Annotated in this window: 19 protein-coding genes and 1 tRNA gene; 13 read left to right on the top strand and 7 right to left on the bottom strand. The window is 66.8% G+C overall.

Features of this window, described 5'->3' with window-relative positions; genetic code table 11:
• Nucleotides 1-79: 79 nt before the first annotated feature.
• The gene (locus tag ACV22Z_RS25070; RefSeq protein ID WP_448078973.1) at nucleotides 80-1144 is read right to left on the bottom strand and encodes a putative 2-aminoethylphosphonate ABC transporter substrate-binding protein; all 1065 of its coding nucleotides are present in this window, start codon (nucleotides 1142-1144) and stop codon (nucleotides 80-82) included.
• Nucleotides 1145-1348: 204 nt separating this feature from the next.
• On the opposite strand from ACV22Z_RS25070, the gene phnA reads away from it, so the two are divergent.
• Complete coding sequence (gene phnA, locus ACV22Z_RS25075) at nucleotides 1349-2587, top strand: phosphonoacetate hydrolase (protein WP_448078974.1); 1239 nt, start codon at nucleotides 1349-1351, stop codon at nucleotides 2585-2587.
• Nucleotides 2588-2616: 29 nt separating this feature from the next.
• Nucleotides 2617-4071: a phosphonoacetaldehyde dehydrogenase gene (phnY, locus tag ACV22Z_RS25080; RefSeq protein ID WP_448078975.1), complete on the top strand. Its 1455-nt coding sequence runs from the start codon at nucleotides 2617-2619 to the stop codon at nucleotides 4069-4071.
• Between the two features lie 194 nt (nucleotides 4072-4265).
• Here the strand turns inward: phnY and ACV22Z_RS25085 are convergent, their stop codons facing one another.
• Complete coding sequence (locus ACV22Z_RS25085) at nucleotides 4266-4553, bottom strand: hypothetical protein (RefSeq protein WP_448078976.1); 288 nt, start codon at nucleotides 4551-4553, stop codon at nucleotides 4266-4268.
• Nucleotides 4554-4881: 328 nt separating this feature from the next.
• A tRNA-Lys gene (locus ACV22Z_RS25090) sits at nucleotides 4882-4957 on the bottom strand.
• Between the two features lie 192 nt (nucleotides 4958-5149).
• Here ACV22Z_RS25090 and ACV22Z_RS25095 point away from each other — a divergent pair.
• Together ACV22Z_RS25095 and ACV22Z_RS25100 are read left to right on the top strand one after the other, a co-directional pair.
• The gene (locus ACV22Z_RS25095) at nucleotides 5150-5554 is read left to right on the top strand and encodes a PaaI family thioesterase (RefSeq protein ID WP_448078977.1); all 405 of its coding nucleotides are present in this window, start codon (nucleotides 5150-5152) and stop codon (nucleotides 5552-5554) included.
• Between the two features lie 10 nt (nucleotides 5555-5564).
• On the top strand, nucleotides 5565-6431 hold the full coding sequence (locus ACV22Z_RS25100; protein ID WP_448078978.1) for a patatin-like phospholipase family protein: 867 nt from the start codon (nucleotides 5565-5567) through the stop codon (nucleotides 6429-6431).
• 56 nt (nucleotides 6432-6487) lie between these two features.
• On the opposite strand, the gene ACV22Z_RS25105 is transcribed toward ACV22Z_RS25100, so the two are convergent.
• Nucleotides 6488-7501, bottom strand: coding sequence for a D-2-hydroxyacid dehydrogenase family protein (locus tag ACV22Z_RS25105; RefSeq protein ID WP_448078979.1), 1014 nt, complete (start codon nucleotides 7499-7501; stop codon nucleotides 6488-6490).
• 422 nt (nucleotides 7502-7923) lie between these two features.
• Here ACV22Z_RS25105 and ACV22Z_RS25110 point away from each other — a divergent pair, with 422 nt between their 5' ends.
• Nucleotides 7924-8973, top strand: coding sequence for a LysR family transcriptional regulator (locus tag ACV22Z_RS25110; RefSeq protein WP_448078980.1), 1050 nt, complete (start codon nucleotides 7924-7926; stop codon nucleotides 8971-8973).
• Nucleotides 8974-9107: 134 nt separating this feature from the next.
• Here ACV22Z_RS25110 and ACV22Z_RS25115 read toward each other — a convergent pair whose 3' ends face one another.
• The 3 genes from ACV22Z_RS25115 to dprA all read right to left on the bottom strand — a co-directional run bounded on the left by ACV22Z_RS25115 (nucleotide 9108) and on the right by dprA (nucleotide 13749).
• Nucleotides 9108-11705, bottom strand: coding sequence for a DNA topoisomerase III (locus ACV22Z_RS25115; RefSeq protein WP_448078981.1), 2598 nt, complete (start codon nucleotides 11703-11705; stop codon nucleotides 9108-9110).
• Between the two features lie 192 nt (nucleotides 11706-11897).
• On the bottom strand, nucleotides 11898-12278 hold the full coding sequence (locus tag ACV22Z_RS25120) for a thioredoxin family protein (RefSeq protein ID WP_448078982.1): 381 nt from the start codon (nucleotides 12276-12278) through the stop codon (nucleotides 11898-11900).
• A gap of 37 nt (nucleotides 12279-12315) precedes the next feature.
• Nucleotides 12316-13749 (bottom strand): DNA-processing protein DprA, encoded by a 1434-nt coding sequence (dprA, locus tag ACV22Z_RS25125; RefSeq protein ID WP_448078983.1) that lies wholly within the window; start codon nucleotides 13747-13749, stop codon nucleotides 12316-12318.
• 185 nt (nucleotides 13750-13934) lie between these two features.
• On the opposite strand from dprA, the gene def reads away from it, so the two are divergent.
• From def to esaR, 8 genes are all read left to right on the top strand, one after another.
• Nucleotides 13935-14438 carry a peptide deformylase gene (def, locus tag ACV22Z_RS25130; RefSeq protein WP_448078984.1) on the top strand — a complete coding sequence of 168 codons (504 nt, stop codon included), beginning with the start codon at nucleotides 13935-13937 and terminating at the stop codon, nucleotides 14436-14438.
• A gap of 34 nt (nucleotides 14439-14472) precedes the next feature.
• A complete protein-coding gene (gene fmt, locus ACV22Z_RS25135) occupies nucleotides 14473-15465 on the top strand; it encodes a methionyl-tRNA formyltransferase (protein ID WP_448078985.1) in 993 nt (330 codons plus the stop codon).
• Between the two features lie 118 nt (nucleotides 15466-15583).
• Nucleotides 15584-16225, top strand: coding sequence for a LysE family translocator (locus ACV22Z_RS25140; RefSeq protein ID WP_448078986.1), 642 nt, complete (start codon nucleotides 15584-15586; stop codon nucleotides 16223-16225).
• Nucleotides 16226-16331: 106 nt separating this feature from the next.
• Entirely contained in the window at nucleotides 16332-17189 is an 858-nt protein-coding gene (gene htpX / locus ACV22Z_RS25145; protein WP_205799862.1) for a zinc metalloprotease HtpX, read from the top strand.
• A gap of 193 nt (nucleotides 17190-17382) precedes the next feature.
• A complete protein-coding gene (gene rsmB, locus ACV22Z_RS25150; RefSeq protein ID WP_448078987.1) occupies nucleotides 17383-18786 on the top strand; it encodes a 16S rRNA (cytosine(967)-C(5))-methyltransferase RsmB in 1404 nt (467 codons plus the stop codon).
• A complete protein-coding gene (locus ACV22Z_RS25155) occupies nucleotides 18783-19373 on the top strand; it encodes a DUF4390 domain-containing protein (RefSeq protein WP_448078988.1) in 591 nt (196 codons plus the stop codon). Before rsmB ends, ACV22Z_RS25155 begins: the two co-directional genes overlap by 4 nt.
• Nucleotides 19363-21801, top strand: coding sequence for a sensor histidine kinase EsaS (esaS, locus tag ACV22Z_RS25160; RefSeq protein ID WP_448078989.1), 2439 nt, complete (start codon nucleotides 19363-19365; stop codon nucleotides 21799-21801). Before ACV22Z_RS25155 ends, esaS begins: the two co-directional genes overlap by 11 nt.
• A complete protein-coding gene (gene esaR / locus ACV22Z_RS25165) occupies nucleotides 21802-22503 on the top strand; it encodes a response regulator transcription factor EsaR (protein WP_448078990.1) in 702 nt (233 codons plus the stop codon).
• The last annotated feature ends 20 nt before the right edge of the window (nucleotides 22504-22523 follow it).

A 22523-nucleotide genomic window follows, 5' to 3' on the forward strand; every position in this document is an offset into this window, starting at 1 on the left:
GGCGGCCCGAAGGCCGGGTTCGACGGTTGCAAGGTGGCGCGGGGCGGCATCCGTGGCCGCCCCGCCGCCGTTCGTGGCCTTACTGCTGCGCCTTCGAGCCGTAGCGCTTCTGCCAGGTATCGAGGATCGACTGCCGGTTCTTCGCGGACCACGTGAAGTCGTTCTTCACGAGCAGGTCTGCATAGTTGTCCGGAATGCCGGACAGCTTCCTCGCGACACCCGGATACGCGACGATCGCCCACCAGCGCGCGGTGATCGCGTTCGCATCCTTGCTCGCCATGAAGTCGGCGAGCTTCTTCGCGGCTTCAGGCTGCTTCGTCGTCTTCATGATCGCGGTCGCTTCCATGTCCCAGCCGAGCCCTTCCTTCGGGAAGACCAGGTCGATCGGCGCGCCCTGTGCCTGCAGCTCGTGGCCGCGGAACTCGAACGAGATGCCGATCGGGAATTCGCCGGTGCCGGCAAGCGTGCACGGCTTCGAGCCCGAATGCACGTATTGCGCGACGTTCTTGTCGAGCGCGTCCATGAACTTCCAGCCACGGTCGTCGCCGAAAGTCTGCAGCCACGCGGTCACGTCGAGGTAGCCGGTGCCGGACGACACGGGGCTCGGCATCACGATCGCGCCCTTGTAGATCGGCTTCGTCAGGTCCTCCCACGACGTCGGCTTCGGAATGTTCTTCGCCTGCCCGACGACGCGGTTGTAGCAGATCGTCGCGCCCCACACGTCCATGCCGACCCAGCGCGGCGGATTGGCCGCGTCGCTGTACTTGCGCGTGAGCTGGTCGAAGCCCTTCGGCTCGTACGGCATCAGCATCCCCTGCAGGTCGAGCAGCGTGAGGCTCGACGCGGCGAGGCCCAGCACGACGTCCGCACGCGGGTTGTTCTTTTCGGCGAGCAGCTTCGCGGTAACTGCACCGGTCGAGTCGCGCACCCAGCGGATCTCGATGTCGGGGTTCGCCTTCTCGAAGGCGTCCTTGTAGGGCTTCATCGCCTCGTCTTCGAGCGCGGTGTAGACGAGCAGCGACGTCTTCGCGTGCGCCGCGTGCGCGACGCCCAGCGCGATCGATGCAACCGATGCGATGAGCGCGCAACGGGCCGCACCTGCCGCCCACGTTTTGAAACGCTTGCTTACCGGCACTTCGTTCATCTTCAGACCCCTTGACTGTGGTGCCGCGGCACGCGGCGGATGAGTGGTGACCAGCCCTCTCTCTGCTACGACGTTTTGCTTTCTGTTCTCTGCATGTTGTTGACAATCTACAAACCATCGATTTTAATGTCAAGCATGGAAATCACCATGGCGGCGCGCCGCGGGCGCCGACGGCTCAACCCCCTCAGAACTGAAAGGACTGTCATGACCGAAACGCCTGTTTCCGTAGAAGTGAACGGCCGCCGCTACAACTGGATGAGCAGACCGGTAGTGGTGGTGTGCGTCGACGGCTGCGCATACGAATACCTGGAGATGGCTGCGGCGGCCGGCGTCGCGCCGTTCCTGCGCACGCTGCTGAAGCCCGGCACCGCATTGAAGGGCGAGTGCGTGGTGCCGAGCTTCACGAACCCGAACAACCTGTCGATCGTGACGGGCGTGCCGCCGTCGGTACACGGTATCAGCGGCAATTATTTTTACGATCGCGAAAGCGGCGCCGAAGTGCTGATGAACGACCCGAAGTACCTCGTCGCGCCCACCGTGCTCGCGACGTTCGCCGAACAGGGCGCGCGCGTCGCGGTGGTGACGGCGAAGGACAAGCTGCGCCGCCTGCTCGGCAAGGGCCTGAAGGGCATCTGCTTCTCGTCGGAGAAGGCCGACGAGGCGACGGTCGACGAGAACGGCATCGACAACGTGCTCGAGCTGGTCGGCAAGCCGGTGCCGAGCGTGTACAGCGCGGAGCTGTCGGAGTTCGTGTTCGCCGCGGGCGTGCGCCTGCTCGAGACGCGGCCGATCGACCTGATGTACCTGTCGACCACCGACTACGTGCAGCACAAGTGCGCGCCCGGCACGCCCGGCGCGAATGCGTTCTACCAGATGATGGACAAGTACCTGAAGCGGCTCGACGAGCTCGGTGCGATCGTCGCGATCACGGCCGACCACGGGATGAACGCGAAGCATGACGATACGACCGGCGAACCGAACGTGGTCTATCTGCAGGAGCTGTTCGACGACTGGCTCGGCCACGACGCCGCGCGCGTGATCCTGCCGATCACCGATCCGTACGTCGTGCACCACGGCGCGCTCGGTTCGTTCGCGACCGTCTATGTGCCGGACTCGGCCGATCTCGACGCGCTGCGCGCGCGGCTCGCGGCCGTCGACGGCATCGAGGTCGTGCTGACGGGCGCCGAAGGCTGCGCGCGCTTCGAGCTTCCGCCGGCGCGGATGGGCGACCTGATCGTGATCTCGAAGCAGCATGTGGTGCTCGGCACGCGGCGCATCAAGCACGACCTGTCGGGGCTCGACGTGCCGCTGCGCTCGCACGGCGGGATTTCCGAGCAGATCGTGCCGCTGATCTTCAGCAAGCCGGTGGCCGCCGATGTGACCGGCCGTGCGCGGCTGCGCAACTTCGACATCATCGATATCGCGCTCAATCATCTTCAGTGATGCGAACGAATCCGTAAGGGGGCTCATTCATGAACGCCATTGCAGCATCGACGGCCGTCAGCGAGATCCGCCACGAGGCGTTGCGGATCGACGGCGAACAGATCCGCCGCGATCGAGTGATCGACGTGCGCAATCCGTACGACGGCTCGCTCGTCGGCACCGTGCCGAAGGCGACGCTCGACGACGTGCGGCGCGCCTTTGCCGTTGCGCGCGCGTACCGGCCGACGCTGACGCGGCACGACCGCGCGGCGATCCTGCGCCGCGCGGCCGACATCGTGCGTGCGCGCACCGCCGAGATCGCGCGGCTGATCTCCGCCGAAGCCGGGCTGTGCATCAAGGACTCGACGTACGAGGCCGGCCGCGTCGCCGACGTGCTGACGTTCGGCGCGGGCGAAGTGCTGAAGGACGACGGACAGATCTTTTCATGCGATCTGACGCCGCACGGCAAGAAGCGCCGCGTGTACACGCAGCGCGAGCCGCTGCTCGGCGTGATCTCGGCAATCACGCCGTTCAACCATCCGATGAACCAGGTCGCGCACAAGGTCGTGCCGTCGGTCGCGACCAACAACCGGATCGTCGTGAAGCCGTCGGAGAAGGTGCCGCTGTCGTGCTACCTGTTCGCGGACATCCTGTATGAAGCCGGGTTGCCGCCGCAGATGCTGCAGGTGATTACCGGCGACCCGAAGGAGATCGCCGACGAGCTGATCACGAACCCCGCGATCGACCTGATCACGTTCACGGGCGGCGTATCGATCGGCAAGTCGATCGCTGCGCGCATGGGCTATCGGCGCGCCGTGCTCGAGCTCGGCGGCAACGACCCGATCATCGTGATGGAGGATGCGGACCTTGACGAGGCGAGCTCGCTCGCGGTGTCGGGCTCGTACAAGAATTCCGGGCAGCGTTGTACCGCGATCAAGCGGATGCTCGTGCACGAGTCGGTGGCCGATCGCTTCACCGAGCTGGTGGTCGAGAAGACGCGCGCGTGGTCATACGGCAATCCGGCCGATCCGTCGGTCGACATGGGCACGGTGATCGACGAGGCGGCTGCGCGATTCTGCGAGCAGCAGGTGAACGATGCGATCGCGCGCGGCGCGCGGCTGCTGGTCGGCAACGTGCGCGACGGTGCGCTGTATTCGCCGACGGTCGTCGACCGCGTGACGCCCGACATGCCGCTCGTGAAGTACGAGACGTTCGGGCCCGTGTCGCCGATCATGCGCTTCAAGGACATCGACGAGGCAATCAGGATGTCGAACAGTACCGACTATGCGCTGTCGTCGTCGATCTGCACGAACCGCTTCGACACCATCACGCGCTTCATCACCGAGCTGGAAGTGGGCAGCGTGAACGTGCGCGAAGTGCCGGGGTACCGGCTCGAGCTGACGCCGTTCGGCGGCGTGAAGGATTCGGGGCTCGGCTACAAGGAAGGCGTGCAGGAAGCGATGAAGAGCTTCACGAATACGAAGACTTATTCACTGCCGTGGTAATCGGGAGGTGATGCAAACGCGCCGGCTGTCAGGCCGGCGCGGTTCGATATTTGGCGGGTGGGCATGCTATCGGGGGCTGCTCGCACGCCAGTTGGCAAGCGCATGCGTTGCGCCGTTCGATACCGCGTCGCCGTTGCGCGCGGATGGATGTCCCCGGCGAGGTGCGGCCGCAACGACCGGCCGCCTGCGCAAGATCAATCGTCGTCGTGATGATGACGCCAGCCGCGATGCCAGCCGTGGTCGTGCCATTCGCGTTCGCGCCATTCGCGGCGGTAGCGGTAGTCGCCGTAATACGGGCCGTAATAGACCGGCGCCGGCTGGTACACGACGGGCGGCGGCGGTTCATAGATGACCGGCGGCGGCGCCTCGATCACGGGTCCCGGCACGCCGAGGTACACGCCGATGTCGGCATGCGCGAACGCACTGGCCGACAGGCAGGCAGTCACGACGCCGAGGGCGCCGGACAACAGGACTCGCTTCATCTTCCTTCACTCCGTTCGCGGCCATGCGGGCTCGCGAGCTATTGGTTCACCTTGCCTCAATGGTACGTAGCGCAGGCCGCGCGGGTGATACCGCGTTGTCGCTTGTGTAACTGGCCGTAACATTCAGGTGAGGGGGCGGTGGGACGCGCTGATTTCGGGTGCGCGCTGGCCGATGTGTGGGGTGGAGCTGCAGCGGATCGTTTTCGGATGAGCTTGCCCGTATCGGGCGACTCTACCGCGCGTGTTCGAAGGCTGCGCGGGTTGTCTGGGCGTGGCTCTGAAAACGGAAAAGGCCGGTCAGCTTGCGCTGACCGGCCTTTGGAATTCCTGGTGGGGCGTGAGTGACTCGAACACTCGACCTACGGATTAAGAGTCCGCTGCTCTACCAACTGAGCTAACGCCCCCAACAGAAGTGAAATTATGCACGGCTTTTTGGAGGTGTGCAAGCCCTTTCTGCGAATTTCTCAAAAATATTTCGTCATCGCCCTGCAACGAAACCGGCGGGGCAACGAGCCATCGCAGTCGCCGCGCTCCCGGTATGATGACGTCCACACCTGTTGCGCGGCGGTCGCGCAACATTTCCTGGACATTCGAAGATGGACGAAAACGCAGTCCGCGAATTGCTGGACCGGTTGCTGGCCCCGTGGGTCCGCTCGCTCGGTCTGGTCCCCGTTTCGATCGCCGACGACAGCGTCACGCTGCGTTTGCCTTTTTCCGGTGAATTCCGCCACTCCGGCGGCGGCATCTGCGGCCAGGTGTTCACGGCCGCTGCCGATACCGCGATGGTCGTCGCGATCTCGGTCGCGCTCGGCGAATTCCGCCCGATGACGACCGTGTCGCTGAACACGAACTTCATGCGTCCGGTGCGCAAGGGCGACGTGCTCGTCACCGCGCGCGTGCTGCGGATGGGCCGCAACCTGGTGTTCGGCGAGGTCGAGCTGTACGACGAGGAGGGCAAGATGGCCGTCCACGCGACGTCGACCTACGCGCTCGTCAGCTGAGCGGCGCGCGATGTTCGACCAGATCGTGTTCGCGGGCGGCGGCAACCGCTGCTGGTGGCAAGCGGGCTTGTGGGATGTCGCGCAGCCTGCGCTCGGGCTGCGGCCGCGTGTGATCGCCGGTATCTCGGCCGGTGCCGCGACCGCATGCATGCTGTATACGCGCGACGCGGCGTGGGTGATGCGCTATTACGAGGAGGCGCTGCGCCACAACCGGAAGAACGCGTACTGGGGCAACCTGTTCGGCCGCGAGCCGGTGTTTCCGCATTACCGGATCTACCGGCAGGCGCTGCTCGACATCTATGGCGAACCGTTCGCGAAACTCGCCGACGCGCCCGAGATCCGCATCGGCGTGTCGCACGTGCCGCGCTGGCTCGGCGCGCGCAGCGCAGTCGCGGCGGGCCTCGTCGCGTACAACATCGAGAAGTACGTGCGCAAGACACTGCATCCGACGCTCGGCCGCAAGCTGGGCTTCCGGCCGGAATTCGTGCGCGCGCAGGCGTGCGCGCGGGTCGAGGAACTGGCCGACCTGATCCTGCAGTCGTCGTGCACGCCGCCGTTCACGCCGGTCCTGCGCCGCAACGGCCGGCCGGTGCTCGACGGCGGGATGGTCGACAACGTGCCGGTCGATGCGCTCGACGCGTCGCCGGGGCATGTGCTGGTGCTCGTCACCCGGCTGTACCCGCGGCCGCAGATGTTCACGGTCGCGCACGGCGACCAGCAGCGCCTGTACGTGCAGCCGTCGAGCAAGGTGCCGATCTCGAGCTGGGACTACACGAGCCCGTCGCAGATGCGGCACGCGTACGACCTCGGCCGGCGCGACGGCGAGCATTTCCTCACCCGCGTCGCCGCGATGACGGGCGGCTGCGTGGCCGGCTGACGGAGCGGCGCGGCACGGCACGGCAAGGGCCGCGGCAAGCGCGGCCGGGCTGGCGGTCAGCGCTTGCGGATCGGCGTCAGCGCTTCCGGATTGACGACGTTCGACGTGTCGCCCTGGTCGAACGCGAGGATGTTCTTGAACGCCGCACTGAAGTACAGCTCGTAACTTTCGCGCTCGACGTAGCCGATGTGCGGCGTGCAGATCACGTTCTCCATCCGCAGCAGGCCATAGCCCTGCAGGATCGGCTCGCTCTCGAACACGTCGATCGCGACCATCCCCGGCCGGTTGTGCGACAGCGCGTTGACGAGCGCGTTTTCCTCGAACAGTTCGGCGCGGCTCGTGTTGACGAGCAGCGACGTCGGCTTCATCCGCATCAGGTCGTCCTGCTTGACGATTCCGCGAGTGTCGTCGTGCAGGCGCAGGTGCAGCGACAGCACGTCGCTCTGCTCGAACAGCGCCTCGCGGCTGTCGGCCGCGGTGTAGCCGTCCGCGCGCGCCGCCTCGAGCGAGTGCTCGCGGCCCCAGACCAGCACGTTCATCCCGAATGCCTTGCCGTAGCCGGCGACGAGCCGGCCGATCTTCCCGTACCCCCAGATGCCGAGGGTCTGGCCGCGCAGCACCTGACCGAGGCCGAAGTTCGGCGGCATCGCGGACGTCTTCAGGCCCGACTGCTGCCATGCACCCTGCTTCAGGTTCGCGACGTACTGCGGAATCCGCCGCTGGGCAGCCATGATCAGCGCCCAGGTCAGCTCCGCGGGCGCGATCGGCGAGCCCGAGCCTTCGAGCACCGCGATGCCGCGTTCGGTACAGGCTTCGAGATCGATGTGGGTCCCGATGCGGCCGGTCTGGCTGATCATGCGCAGATGCGGCAGCTTGGCGAGCAGTTGCGACGAGATCGGCGTGCGTTCGCGAATCAGCACGAGCGCCTCGACTTCCGCCAGGCGGCTCGCGAGCTGTCCCAGGCCGCGTACCGTGTTGTTGAAGACCTTCACGTCGTGGTCGGCGAGCATCTGGAAGCAGTTCAGCTTGCGGACGGCGTCCTGGTAGTCGTCGAGGATGGCAATTTTCATGGTGAGCGGGAGTCGCGCGTTGAATCAGGGGGCAGTAACGGCGCATTGCGCACCGCCCCGCCCGGCCGGGGCCGACATGATGCTATGTAGAACGGCCGCGTGGTGTCTTTTTAACAGGTTGTTACGCCCCGCCGCAATTGGCGCCAGGCCTGTCCCGGCGCCGGTTTCGAGGTCAGGCCCCATGCGATGCTGTGTCGCATCAAACACGTCCTTGCTGAATCCGCCGTTTCGCCGACGAGGTTCACCCAATTGTTGCTCGAATCAGAATAATTAGATCATCCATCCGCGTAACCCGAGGAAGTTTGACTATTTTTATCGGAGTTTGGGGGCTTGGTGAGCAACTCTGCATCGATTCCGCTGTCGTAGGAGAATTACGCATTTGCTTCATCTTTTTGTAGCGGTAACAGCGGCAGGAGTCGTTTATGGATCATTTGCAGTCGATGCGAGTGTTCGTCAAGGTTGCGGATCTCGGCAGTTTCGCGCGGGCCGCGAGCGCAATGGATATCTCCAACGCGGTTGCGACACGTCACGTCGCCGATCTGGAAGGCCGTCTCGGCACGCGCTTGCTCAATCGCACCACGCGCAGCCTCTCGCTGACGGAGTCTGGCCAGGTCTATCTGGAGCGCGCGCGCCAGATCCTCGATGAACTCGAGGATGTCGAACAGATGGTCGTCGCGCGCAATCACGAGCCGGTCGGCACGCTGCGCATCGTTGCGCCGGTCGTGTTCGGCCTGCACAACCTCGCGCCCGTCCTTCAGTCGTACACCGAGCAGTTCCCGAAAGTCGTGCCGGATCTGACGCTGGTCGACCGGCAGGTCGATCTCGTCGAGGAAGGCTTCGACGTCGGCATCGTGGTCACGCGCCAGATGCGCAGCGCAAGCATCGTCACGCGGCGGCTCACCACCGGCTGCATGACCGTCTGCGCGACGCCGAGCTATCTGGAAAAGCACGGCGTGCCGACCCATCCGGAACAGCTCGCGGAGCACCCGAGCCTGAGCCTGCCGACCGAATACTGGGGCGATGAGCGCGTGTTTACGGGGCCGGAAGGCGAGGTGCGGGTACGGCCGACCAACGTGATCGTCGCGAACAACACCGCGATGCTGCGTCAGTTCGCGCTGCTCGGCATGGGTGTCGCGATCCTGCCGAGCTACCTGATCGGCAGCGATATTGCGCGCGGCGCGCTCGTGCGGCTGCTGCCCGATTTCCGGCTGCCGCAGGTCGAGATCAACATCGCGTACCCGAGCCGGCGCCATCTGCCGGCCAAGGTGCGCACCTTCATCGACCACCTCGTCGAGCATTTCAGCCACTCGACCGATGCGATGATGGGCGAGCAATGGGCGGCGCAGGGTGTCGCGGCGGCGCCGATCGGCGTCGAGACGCGCACCGAGCGGCCTGAAGCGGCCGACCCGAAGCTGTCGCCGCGCCTGCCGCGTTCGCCGCGCCCGCGCGTCGCGGTGCCGTCGCCGCTGTAACGCTGCGCAGGGCGGGGCGGTGACGAACCGCCCGCGCAATAAAAAACGCGGATCGAGCGATCGATCCGCGTTTTTTTGTGGGCGGCCCGGCGGTGCGCGCCGGGCTGCTGACGCGCGAAGGCGTTATGTTCCGGTTATGAGCCGGTCTTGCGCGTCGTCGTCTTGCGTGCGGCGGTCTTGCGGGCCGGCGCCGGTTTCTCTTCTGCGCCTTCCGTCACCGTTTCCGCTTCCTTCGTCGCCGATTTGGCCGTCTTCTTCGCGGCAGCCGCCTTCGGCTCCTTCTTCTCGAACTCGAAGCCGATCTTGCCGTCCGGCTGCTTCACGAGATACGCCTTGAAATTGCGGCCCGTGCGCGACGACTTGAAGTTCGGCAGCAGGTCCGTGCGGCCGTCGGCGAGCAGCTTGCCCATCTGCTCGCGGGTGATTTCCTGCTGCAGGATCACCTTGCCGGAGCGGAAATCGCAGGTCTTCGGGTTCGCGACCGAGTGCTCGCACACGTAGCTCATCCCGTGCTCGAACACGCGGCCCTTGCACTTCGGGCACGCGCCGACCGGCTCCTGCGCGGAGAAGTCCGGCGCTTCGCCTTCCTCGCCGCCCTGGTCCTGGCCGAAATCGAACTCGAGCTTGTAGTTCTTCGTCTCGTCGTCGAACGACAGCTTGAGGATTGCCGAGAACGGCCGCCCCATCTTGCTGCGGAAACCGGACAGCGGGCCGATTTCCTTCTTCTGCAGCAGCTCCTCGACTTCCGCGATCTCGAACTGCCGGCTGCCCGGGATCTTCGAGATCGAGAACTCGCACTTCGTGCAAGCGAAGCGGCGGTAGTTTTCCTTCACCTGGCCGCCGCAATTCGGGCACGGCGTCTCGAGCGTCGCGTAATCGCCGGGGATCGTGTCGGAATCGTATTCCTTCGCGCGCTTGACGATCTGCTGCGTCATGCGGGCGATTTCCTGCATGAACGTGTCGCGCGCGAGGTTGCCGCGCTCCATCTGCGACAGCTTGTATTCCCATTCGCCGGTGAGCTCCGGCGCGGTCAGTTCCTTCACGCCGAGCCCGCGCAGCAGCGTCATCAGCTGGAAGGCCTTCGCGGTCGGGATCAGTTCGCGGCCTTCGCGCACGAGGTATTTCTCGCCGAGGAGCCCTTCGATGATCGCCGCGCGCGTAGCCGGCGTGCCGAGCCCCTTCGCGGCCATCGCCTCGCGCAGCTCGTCGTCCTCGACCAGCTTGCCCGCGCCTTCCATCGCCGACAGCAGCGTCGCTTCCGAGTAGCGTGCGGGCGGCTTGGTCACGAGCGCCTGCGCGGCGATCTCGTCGGTCTTGACCTTCTCGTCCTTCTGCACCGGCACGAGGTTCGCGTCGGCGCCTTCTGCGTCGCGGCCGTACACCTGCAGCCAGCCCGGCTCGACGAGCACCTTGCCCTCGGTCTTGAAGGTGTGGCCGACCACTTCGGTGATCCGCGTCGTGACCTTGTATTCCGCAGCCGGGAAGAACACCGCGAGGAAGCGCTTCACGACCATGTCGTAGAGCTTCTGCTCGGGCTCGGACAGCGATTTCGGCGCCTGCAGCGTCGGGATGATCGCGAAGTGGTCGCTGATCTTCGAGTTGTCGAAGATCCGCTTGTTCGGCTTCACCCAGCCCTTGTCGAGCACCTGCTTCGCGTGCGGCAGGTAGTTGTGGCTCTCCTTGAGCATCTCGAGCGTCGACTTGACCGTCGCGATGTAGTCTTCCGGCAGCGCGCGCGCGTCGGTACGCGGGTAGGTCAGCACCTTGTGCTTTTCATACAGGGCCTGCGCGAGGCCGAGCGTGTTCTTCGCGGAGAAGCCGAAGCGGCTGTTCGCCTCGCGCTGCAGGCTCGTCAGGTCGAACAGCAGCGGCGAAAGTTGCGTCGACGGCTTCGATTCCTCGCTGACCGTGCCGATCTGGTCGCGGCAGGCCGCGACGATCGTTTCGGCGGCGGGCAGGCTCCAGAGCCGCGAGTCGCGCTTTTCGGGATCGAACTCGTCGCGCTTGAATTTCGGGTCGAACCACTTGCCTTCGTAGAAGCCGCCTGCGCACGCGAACTGCGCCTTCACTTCCCAGTAGTCGCGCGGCACGAAACGGCGGATTTTCTCCTCACGTTCGACGACGATCGACAGCGTTGGCGTCTGAACGCGACCGACCGTCGTCAGGAAGAAGCCGCCGCCCTTGCTGTTGAACGCCGTCATCGCGCGGGTGCCGTTGATCCCGACGAGCCAGTCCGCTTCCGAGCGGCAGCGGGCGGCGTCCGCGAGCGGCTGCATGTCCGAATCGCTGCGCAGGTGCGCGAAGCCGTCGCGGATCGCCTGCGGCGTCATCGATTGCAGCCACAGGCGCTGGACAGGCTGCTTCGCCTTCGCGTGCTGGACGATCAGGCGGAAGATCAGCTCGCCCTCGCGCCCCGCGTCGCATGCGTTGATCAGATGATCGACGTCCTTGCGCTTCATCAGCTTGGTCAGCACCTTGAGGCGCGACTCGCTCTTCGCAATCGGGTTCAGGTCGAAATGCGGCGGGATGACGGGCAGATGCGCGAAGCTCCACTTGCCGCGCTTGACCTCGTATTCCTCCGGGGCAGCGATTTCCAGCAGGTGGCCGACAGCGGACGAAAGGACGTACTCGTCGCTCTCGTAGTATTCGTCATGCTTGGTAAAGCCACCCAAAGCGCGCGCGATGTCGTTCGCGACAGATGGCTTTTCCGCAATGATCAGAGCTTTGGACATGACTGGTGTGTGTTGGTAGACCGGGTTTGCCGGTTGTGGGTCCCTTTTACGACCGCTTTATAGCACACGGCGCCGTGACGGCGGCTCGGCGTGCAAAAAGCGGCTCATCATAGAGGGGGGCCGTGACGGCGGCAAGCGCCTGGCGCGGCCGGACGCGCTTTTGCGCGAAAAACCGCGGCGCCGGCACGTGGCTCACGCCTCGACGTTCAGGATGTTGCGCAATTTTGGTGCATGCGGCACGCCCGGCAGCGCGGTCAGGTCGGACAGCATCCGGTCGACGATGGCCGCGTGCGGCAGCACCGTGCCGAAGAAGCGCGCGGCGTGGGCATCCTCGATCAGGATAGTCGGGAAATTCTCGACATCGAGGTCGTCGAGCTGGTCGGCGTGCGTTTCGATGTCGATCCACGCGAAGCACATGTCGGGGTGCGCGTCGGCGAGCTGGTCGAAGGCCGTACGGTAGTCGCGGCACGTGCCGCACCATTCGGCGCACAGGCAGGCGACGAGCAGCGTGTCGGGATAGCGGAGGCGCTCGGCGATCCGATCCGCATCGGTGTCGAGATTCAGCGCGGGCATGGGTTTCCTTGCAGGTCGGCGGGCGGCTCGGCCACCCCTATGCGCGGGAATGTAGCACGCCGCGCGAGGGCGGGGTGGCCGCCGCGTCGAGCCGCGCGAAGCGGCCGCCCGGCAGGCTCGCGACGCGGCCGGCCAGTTCGAGCGCGAGGAGGGCCTGGTGGAGCGCGTCATCGGACAGCCCGCAGTGCTCGGCAAGCCATTCGTAGGTAACGGGGCCATACCCCATGGCGGCGAGGACGGCGCGTTCGGTGGCGCTGCAGGTCGACGGCGCTGCGGGAGTCCTGGTTGCGTCGGGCACGCTCGCGTTTCCATCTGTCGTTGCGGTCAAGTCTGCCCCTGTATCGGGATTCTCATGGCTACGTTCGTCGGTGCCAGCACCAGCACGAACGCCAACCCCCCGGCTACTCGCGTCACCACCCGCCCCGGCACTCACGCCGACGCAATCGCCAACATCGGTGGATGAACCGGCAACTGAACCGATGGATGCTGGAGCAGCCGTTTCCCCCTGGCCCGGCGCGCGACGCGACCATTCGCTCAGCCCGTATTCCTCGAGAACATCCTCGGGCGTCGCGGTGAGCTTTGCGCCGTCGCGGATCAGCGCATGACAACCCTGCGCGAGCGGCGCATGGATCGATCCCGGCATCGCGAACACGTCGCGCCCCATTTCGTTTGCGAGCCGCGCGGTGATCAGCGAACCGGAGCGCGGCGCCGCCTCGACGACGAGCGCGCCGCTCACGAGCGCGGCGATCACCCGGTTGCGCTGCGGGAAGTGCCACGCACGGGCCGGCGTGCCGAGCGGCCATTCCGACACGATGACGCCGTGCGCGGCGATCTCGTGCGCGAGCGGGCGATGCCGCGCCGGATAGACGAGGTCGGCCCCGGTGCCGATCACCGCGATCGTGCTCGACCGCCCGTCCAGCCCGCCCCGGTGGGCGGCGCCGTCGATGCCGAGCGCGAGCCCGGAAACGATCGCGAGCCCGGCGTCGGAAAGCGTGCGCGCGAAGCGTGTCGCGTCGGCGAGCCCTTGCGGCGTCGCGTGGCGGCTGCCGACGATCGCGATGCTGCGCGCGTGCAGCAGTGCGACGCGACCCTTTACATATAGCAGCGGCGGCGGATCGTGCAGGTCGAGGAGCCGCGGCGGGTAGGCTGGATCGTCGAGCGTGACGACGCCGTTGCCCGGCGCGTCGAGCCACGCAAGCGCCGCATCGGTGCGCGCGTCGAGATCGCCCCGCATGCCGGCCCGCACGGCCAGCGCCGCCGCCGGGCTGCTTGCCGCGGCGATCGCATCGTCCGGTGCGTCGAGCAGCGCGGCCGGCGAGCCGAACGCATCGAGCAATGCGCGCAGCGCGGCGGGCGTCAGGCCGGGCGTTTCCGCGAGCCGCAACCATGCGCGCAGCTCGGCGACGCTCAGCGCTTGCGGCGACATGAATACTCCGTCGAACGCAGCGACCAGCGGGCCGCGTGTCGCCATGATAAAATTTTCATCATCCGAAATAATTCAAGAGGCCGCGCGCAGGCGTGCGGCCGGTTGCAGGAGGCGCGATCCGCGAGCGTTGCTTCACCCGCGTATCCGCCTCATCTTCATTGCATCCCGGCGGCTGCGCCAGCTGGCCGGATGGCCGGCGCGCCGCGCCGCTCTACCGATTACCGAACACCATGGCTTTGCTCAACATCCTTCACTACCCCGACAAGCGGCTGCACAAGGTCGCCAAGCCGGTCGACAAGGTCGACGACCGGATCCGCAAGCTCGTCGCCGACATGGCCGAGACGATGTACGCCGCACCGGGCATCGGCCTCGCCGCGACGCAGGTCGACGTGCACGAGCGCGTGATCGTGATCGACATTTCCGAGGACAAGAACGAGCTGCGCGCCTTCATCAATCCCGAGCTCGTGTGGTCGAGCGACGTGAAGCAGGTCTACGAGGAAGGGTGCCTGTCGGTGCCGGGCATCTATGACGAAGTCGAGCGTCCGGACCACGTGCGCGTGCGCGCACTCAACGAAAAGGGCGAGACGTTCGAGGTCGATTGCGAAGGCCTGCTCGCCGTGTGCATCCAGCACGAGATGGATCACCTGATGGGCCGCGTGTTCGTCGAATACCTGTCGCCGCTCAAGCAGACCCGCATCAAGACGAAGATGAAGAAACTCGAACGCGCGATGTGACGCGCGTTCGCCCTGCCTGATCCTGACCGTTGTCATGACACATACGTTGCGCGTCATTTTTGCCGGCACGCCGGAATTCGCCGCGGCTGCACTCGCCGCGATCCACGAGGCCGGATTTCCGGTGCCGCTCGTCCTCACGCAGCCGGACCGCCCCGCCGGGCGCGGCATGAAGCTGCAGGCAAGCGCCGTGAAGCGCTATGCCGTCGAGCATGGCATGCCCGTCGCCCAGCCGCCGTCGCTGCGCCGCGCGGGCAAGTATCCGGCCGAGGCGGCCGAAGCGATCGAGCTGCTGCGCGCGACGCCGCACGACGTGATGGTGGTCGCCGCATACGGCCTGCTGCTGCCGCAGGAGGTGCTCGACATTCCGCGTCACGGCTGCATCAATATCCATGCGTCGCTGCTGCCGCGCTGGCGCGGCGCTGCGCCGATCCATCGCGCGATCGAGGCGGGCGACGCCGAGACGGGCGTCACGCTGATGCAGATGGACGCCGGGCTCGATACGGGCGCCATGCTGGAAGATGCCCGCATCGCGATCGCGCCCGACGACACGACCGCCACGCTGCACGACAGGCTCGCAGCCGCCGGCGCGCGGCTCATCGTCGACGCGCTGGTGCAGCTCGAACGCACCGGCAGCCTGCCGTCGACGCCGCAGCCGGCCGACGGCGTGACCTATGCGGAAAAGATCGGCAAGCACGAGGCCGCGCTCGACTGGCGCAAGCCCGCGGACGTGCTGGCGCGCCAGGTGCGCGCATTCGACCCGTTCCCGGGCGGCGTCGCGACGCTCGACGGCGCGGCGCTCAAGCTGTGGGCGGCGGAGCCCGTGGCGGCGCCCGGCACCGGGGTCGACGCGGCACCCGGCACGATCGTCGACGCGGGGCAGGATGGCGTCGTCGTTGCGTGCGGCACGGGCGCGCTGCGCGTGACCCAACTGCAGAAGCCGGGCGGCAAGCGGCTGCCGGCGCGCGAGTTCCTGGCCGGCTCGCCGCTCGCCGCGGGCCAGCGCTTCACGCTTTCCGACGCATCCTGACCGCCATTTGACGCGGCGTGCCGGTCGCGCAGAATCGACCGAGCGGCCGCACGGCCGAGTCGCGCCGCACGGCACTCGCGCGTAGAATTTCCCTGCGCTCCCCGGTTCCGAGGTTCCCATGCTTGGCATCACCCATTTCGGCTTCTTTCTCCTGGCGGTTTTCCTGCTGAACGTCACGCCGGGGCCCGACACCGCGTATATCGTCGGCCGCAGCGTCGCGCAGGGGCGCGGCGCGGGGCTGATGTCCGCGCTCGGCATCTCCGCCGGCTGCTGCGTGCACGCGCTCGCCTGTGCGTTCGGCCTGACCGCGCTGCTGGCGGCGTCGGCCGCGGCGTTCACCGTGATCAAGCTGGTGGGCGCGGCCTACCTGATCTATCTGGGCGTGCGGATGATCTTCGCGAAGCAGGCGGCCGGAGCCGATGCTGCGCCGGCCGCGCCGGTCGCGGCCGCGAAGCCGTTGCGCCAGCTGTTCATGCAGGGCTTCTGGACCAACGTGCTGAATCCGAAGGTCGTGCTGTTCTTCGTGTCGTTCTTTCCGCAGTTCGTGTCCGCCGACAGCGCGCACAAGGCGTTGGCGTTCCTGACTCTCGGCGCGGTGTTCGTCGTGATGAGCACGCTGTGGAACAGCATGCTGGCGTGGGTCGCGGGCAGCGTGACGCGCCGTTTTTCGGGCAAGCCGGGCGTCAAGAAATGGCTCGACCGGACGGTCGGCAGCGCGTTCGTCGGCCTCGGTCTCCGGCTTGCGACGGCGCAACGGTGATATTGAATTTTTCCGACGCGCACTTATCTAACATATCGCTTACAATTTTCCGCCGTGCCGGGGTGAGGCAGCCGGCGGGAGTCGCATTCGGATAAGGAGTCGACGTATGTTCAATTGGGTCAAAACGGCGATGCTGATGGCCGCGATCACGGCCCTGTTCATCGTGATCGGCGGAATGATCGGCGGATCGCGCGGCATGACGATCGCGCTGCTGTTCGCGCTCGGCATGAATTTCTTCTCTTACTGGTTCTCCGACAAGATGGTGCTGCGCATGTACAACGCGCAGGAAGTCGACGAGAACACCGCGCCGCAGTTCTACCGGATGGTGCGCGAGCTGGCCACGCGCGCGAACCTGCCGATGCCGCGCGTCTACCTGATCAACGAGGACGCGCCGAACGCGTTCGCGACGGGCCGCAACCCCGATCACGCGGCTGTCGCGGCCACGACGGGCATCCTGCGCGTGCTGTCGGAGCGCGAGATGCGCGGCGTGATGGCGCACGAACTCGCGCACGTGAAGCACCGCGACATCCTGATCTCGACGATCACCGCGACGATGGCGGGCGCGATTTCGGCGCTCGCGAACTTCGCGATGTTCTTCGGCGGGCGCGACGAGAACGGCCGTCCGGCCAACCCGATCGCCGGCATCGCGGTCGCGCTGCTCGCACCGATCGCGGGCGCGCTGATCCAGATGGCAATCTCGCGGGCGCGCGAATTCGAGGCAGATCGCGGCGGCGCGCAGATTTCCGGCGATCCGCAGGCGCTCGCATCGGCGCTCGACAAGATCCATCGCTACGCGGCGGGCATTCCGTTCCCGGCGGCCGAGGAGCATCCGGCCACCGCGCAGATGATGATCATGAACCCGCTGCACGGCGGCGGCCTGCAGAACCTGTTCTCGACGCACCCGGCCACCGAGGAGCGCATCGCGCGCCTGATGGAAATGGCGCGCACGGGCCGCTTCGACTGAGTTCCCCCTGTCGTACCGTGCGTGGTCGTCACCGTCGCGCACGCTCGATCCGCCCCGCATGCTTCGTGCTGCGGGGTGTTCTGTTTGTGCGTCTCGAAAAGAGGGGCGCATGGTCACACGCTACAATGCCCGGTTTGGGATCGCGGCGGCCATCCGCCAGCCCCGATGCCCGCCGCTTGCCGACGCTTCTCCGATGACACGAACCCGCTCCTCCGCCAAACCGTCCTCCGGCCGTCCGGTCCGTCTGTCCGCATTGCACGTCGCGCCCGATTCGCTCGCCTTTGCGCTCGACGCGGCCGCGCAGGCGGTCGACGCAGTGCGCCGCGGCACCGCGCTGCCGGCGGCGCTGGCGGTGGTGTTCGCAGGCATGCCGTCCGGCGCGCAGGCGCTGGCGCGCGGCGCGACGCAGGACGTCGCGTACCGGACGATGCGGCGCCTCGGCAGCGCCGACTGGCTGATCGGCCGACTCGTCAGCAAGGCGCCGCCCGCGCAGGTTCATGCGGTGCTCGCGTGCGCGATCGCGCTGCTGCTCGACGATGCCGACACGGCTGCATACCCGCCGTTCACCGTCGTCGACCAGGCCGTGACCACGATCGGCGCGCGCCGCGAGTTCGGGTTCGCGAAAGGGATGGTCAACGCGGTGCTGCGGCGGTTCCTGCGTGAACGCGACACACTCGTCGCGGCCATGCAGGACGATCCGGTCGCACGCTGGAATTACCGTGCATGGTGGGCCGACGCGGTGAAGGCCGCCTGGCCCGACGACTGGCAGGCGATGCTCGCGGCCGGCGATCGTCCGGGCCCGCTCACGTTGCGCGTGAATGCACGCCGCACGACGGTCGACGCGTATCTCGACACGCTGCGCACGCACGGGATCGATGCGGCCGCAATCGGCAAGCATGCGGTGCGGCTCGCGTCGGCGCTGCCGGTCGACCGCATTCCGGGCTTCGCCGACGGCGTCGTGTCCGTGCAGGATGCCGGCGCGCAGCTCGCCGCCGAATGGCTCGGCGCGGCCGACGGGATGCGTGTGCTCGACGCGTGCGCGGCGCCCGGCGGCAAGACCGGGCACATTCTCGAGCTGGCCGACGCGGAGGTGGTTGCGCTCGAAAGCGACGCGGCCCGTGCGGCGCGCATCGGCGAGAATCTCGCGCGCCTGTCGCTCGTCGCGGACGTGCGCGTCGGCGATGCAGGCGCGCCCGGCAGCTGGCATGACGGCCGGCCGTTCGACCGCATCCTCGCCGACGTGCCGTGCTCGGCTTCCGGCATCGTGCGCCGGCATCCCGACATCCGCTGGCTGCGCCGCGCGGCCGACATCCCGGCGCTCGTTGCCGAGCAGCGGCGCATCCTGTCGGCGTTGTGGCCGCTCGTGAAGCCGGGCGGCGAATTGCTTTACGTCACGTGCTCGATCTTCCCGGAAGAGGGCGAGCAGCAGGCGCGCTGGTTTGAAGCGGCCTGTGAAGATGCGGTACGATTGGACGCGCCCGGCCAGCTGCTGCCGCGCGCCGTCCAGGGCGGGGCGCAGGGCGGTTCGGTCGCGAGCGCACTCGACCCGACCACCGATCACGACGGATTCTTCTACGCGCGGTTTCAGAAACGGTGACGATCAAACGCCTCTTTCCACTCCGGCTCGCGACCGTGCTGATGGTCGCGCTGACGCTGTGCCTGGCCGTCGCGATGCCGGCGCACGCACAGTCGATCGCCGTGCAGCGCGCATCGCTGCAATCCGACGGCAGCGGCTGGAGCCTCGACGCCCGCTTCGACTTCGAGCTGAACGCGAACCTCGAGGACGCCGTCAACAAAGGCATTCCGCTTTACTTCACGACCGACTTCGAACTGAGCCGCGCGCGCTGGTACTGGTTCGACGAGCAGCCGGTGTCGGTGTCGCAGACGATCCGCCTGTCCTTCCAGCCGCTCACGCGCGAATACCGCGTGTCGACGGGCGGGCTGCAGCTTGGCTTCGCGACGCTGAAGGATGCGCTCGCGGTCGTCAGGCACATCACGTCGTGGCACGTGATCGACCGGAATCAGGTGCACCAGGGCGAGACCTATACGGCCTCGGTGCGAATGCAGCTCGACACGGCGCTGATGCCGAAGCCGTTCCAGGTCGACGCGGTCAACAACCGCGACTGGTCGCTCGGCTCGGACTGGAAGCGCTTTACCTTTACGGTGGCCGAACGTGCTAAATAAAGTGCGCCGCGCGACCAGCGGGAAGAGCCTCCTCGTTCGCGTGATCGTGTCGACGGTTGCGGTCACCGCGCTGTTGCTGCTCGTGCTGCTCGCAGCCGCGAGCGCGAACACCGAGTTCTTCGATCGCTACTATTCGTGGCTGTACGCGGCGAACATCATCGTCGCGCTCGTGTTCCTGCTGGTCGTGGTCGGCCTGATCGGGATGATCGTGCTGCGCCTGAGGAAGGGCAAGTTCGGCACGCGGCTGCTCGCGAAGCTCGCGGTGTTCTTCGCGCTCGTCGGCGTGGTGCCGGGCGGGATCATCTACGTCGTGTCGTACCAGTTCGTGTCGCGCAGCATCGAATCGTGGTTCGACGTGAACGTCGAGACCGCGCTGACGGCCGGCCTCAATCTCGGCCGCGGGATGCTCGACGCATCGCTGTCCGACTTGCAGACGAAGGCGCGGCTGATGTCCGACCAGCTCGCGAGCGCCGACACGAACACGAACGGCACGACGCTCACGCTGCTGCGCCTGCGCGACCAGTTCGGCGTGCAGGACGCGACGATCGTCGAGCCCGGCCGCAGCGGTTCGGGCGCCGCGCCCGATTTTCACATCGTCGCGCAGGCGTCCGGCAATTTCGCCGCGCTGATTCCCGACGACCTGCCGACCCCGCTGATGCTGAGCCAGGCGCGCGAACACGGCGCGTACGCGGCGATCGAAGGCGAGGTCGACGGCGATCCGCATGCGCACGGCGCGAAGGGCGCGCTGCGCTTGCGCGTGGTCCGCCTGATCCCCGATGCGACCACCTCGATGCTGCAGCCGGCCGAGCGCTTCCTGCAGCTCACGCAGCCGGTGCCGCCGACGCTCGCGCACAACGCTGACGCCGTGCAGCGCGCGTATCGCGAATACCAGGAGAAGTCGCTCGGCCGCACGGGCCTGCGCAAGATGTACATCGGCACGCTGACGCTCGCGCTGTTCCTCGCGACCTTCATCGCGATGATGCTCGCGCTCGCGCTCGGCCAGCAGCTCGCGCGGCCGCTGTTCCTGCTCGCGCAGGGCACGAAGGAAGTCGCGGAAGGCGACTACACGCCGAAGCGCGAGATCAAGACGCGCGACGAGCTCGGCTTCCTCACGCAGTCGTTCAACGCGATGACGCGCCAGTTGTCCGAGGCGCGGCTCGCGGTCGAGAAGAACCGCATCGCGCTCGAGCATTCGAAGACGTATCTCGAAAGCATCCTCGCGAACCTGACCGCGGGCGTGTTCGTGCTCGACCGCCAGTTCCGGCTGACGACGGCGAACCGCGGCGCCGAACGGATTTTCCGGCAGCCGTTCAATGCGCTGATCGGCGCGACGCTCGACCAGGTCGGCGTCGTCGCGGAATTCGGCGCGATGGTGCGCAAGGCGTTCGCCGATCGCGAGGCGGCGTCCGACAATGGCTGCGGCGATCGCGGCCACTGGCAGCAGCAGTTCGCGATCGAGGTGCCCGGCGAAGCCGATCCGCTGACGCTGCTCGTGCGCGGCACGCGTCTCGTGTCGACGGCGGAAGGGCAGGCGGACGGACAGGTGGATGATTCGCAGACGTCCGGCTACGTCGTCGTGTTCGACGACATCTCCGACGTGATCTCGGCCCAGCGCTCGGTCGCATGGGGCGAGGTCGCGCGCCGGCTCGCGCACGAGATCAAGAATCCGCTGACGCCGATCCAGCTGTCGGCCGAGCGGCTGCAGATGAAGCTCTCCGACAAGCTCGCGCCGTCCGACGCGGACGTGCTGAAGCGCGGCGCGACGATGATCGTCAACCAGGTCGCGGCGATGAAGCGGATGGTCGACGATTTCCGCGAATATGCGCGCACGCCGCCCACGGTGCTCGCGAACCTGCAGCTCAACGAACTCGTGAGCGAAGTGCTCGGGCTGTACGGTGTCGGCGAAGGCAAGAGCCCGATCGCCGTCGAGCTCGCGCCGTTGCCGGTGATCCGCGGCGATGCGACGCAACTGCGCCAGGTGATCCACAACCTGCTGCAGAATGCGCAGGATTCGGTTGCGGACGTCGCGCAACCGCGTGTGGTGATCGAAACCAAGACAGTAGAATATGGCGATCCCGACGCCGAGGGCAAAGCGCGCGTCGCGGTTCGTCTTACCGTGTCCGACAACGGGCCGGGCTTCCCGGCGAGGATCCTGACCCGCGCGTTCGAGCCTTACGTGACGACGAAGGCAAAGGGCACGGGCCTCGGGTTGGCCACGGTCAAGAAAATCGTCGACGAGCACGGCGCGCGGATCGATCTGCGCAATCGCATGCACGGCGAGACCGTCGAGGGTGCGCAGGTGTCGATCCTGTTCCTGCAACTGGCGAGCGATGCGCCGGACGCCGAACCAGGCGCGCAGGGCGGGCCGGCCCCCGGTAGGCCGGCCCCCGCAAAGACAAAAGCAAGTGTGCAGATAAAGGCAGCGTAAATGGCAACCATCCTGGTGGTAGATGATGAAATGGGCATCCGGGAATTGCTCTCGGAGATCCTCAGCGACGAAGGACATGTCGTCGAAGCGGCGGAGAACGCGCAGGCCGCGCGTGAATATCGCCTCGATCAGGCGCCCGATCTCGTGCTGCTCGATATCTGGATGCCCGATACTGACGGCGTGACGCTGCTCAAGGAGTGGGCGGCGCAGGGCTTGCTGACGATGCCCGTGATCATGATGTCCGGGCACGCGACGATCGACACGGCCGTCGAGGCGACGAAGATCGGTGCGCTCGATTTCCTCGAGAAGCCCATCGCGTTGCAGAAACTGCTGAAGGCGGTCGAGCACGGGCTCGCGCGCGGCGCGGCGCCGGTGACCGTCAACGCGATGTCGAAGACGGCGGGCGGGCAGGCCGCGGGCCCGGCATCGGTCGCGTCCGCGGCGGCGCTGCCGACGCTCGGCGACGACATGGCCTCGGCGCTCGGCTTCGCGGGGCAGACGGCGGCCATTCCGTTCGACATTCCATTGCGCGAGGCGCGCGATGCATTCGAGCGCGCCTACTTCGAGTATCACCTCGCGCGCGAGAACGGCAGCATGACGCGCGTCGCGGAGAAGACGGGCCTCGAGCGCACGCACCTGTACCGCAAGCTCAAGCAGCTCGGCGTCGAGCTCGGCAAGAAGCCTTCGGAAGGCGCGTTGTAAAAAAATTCACGAAACCCCTT

The sequence above is a fragment of the Burkholderia sp. PU8-34 genome (assembly GCF_053427725.1).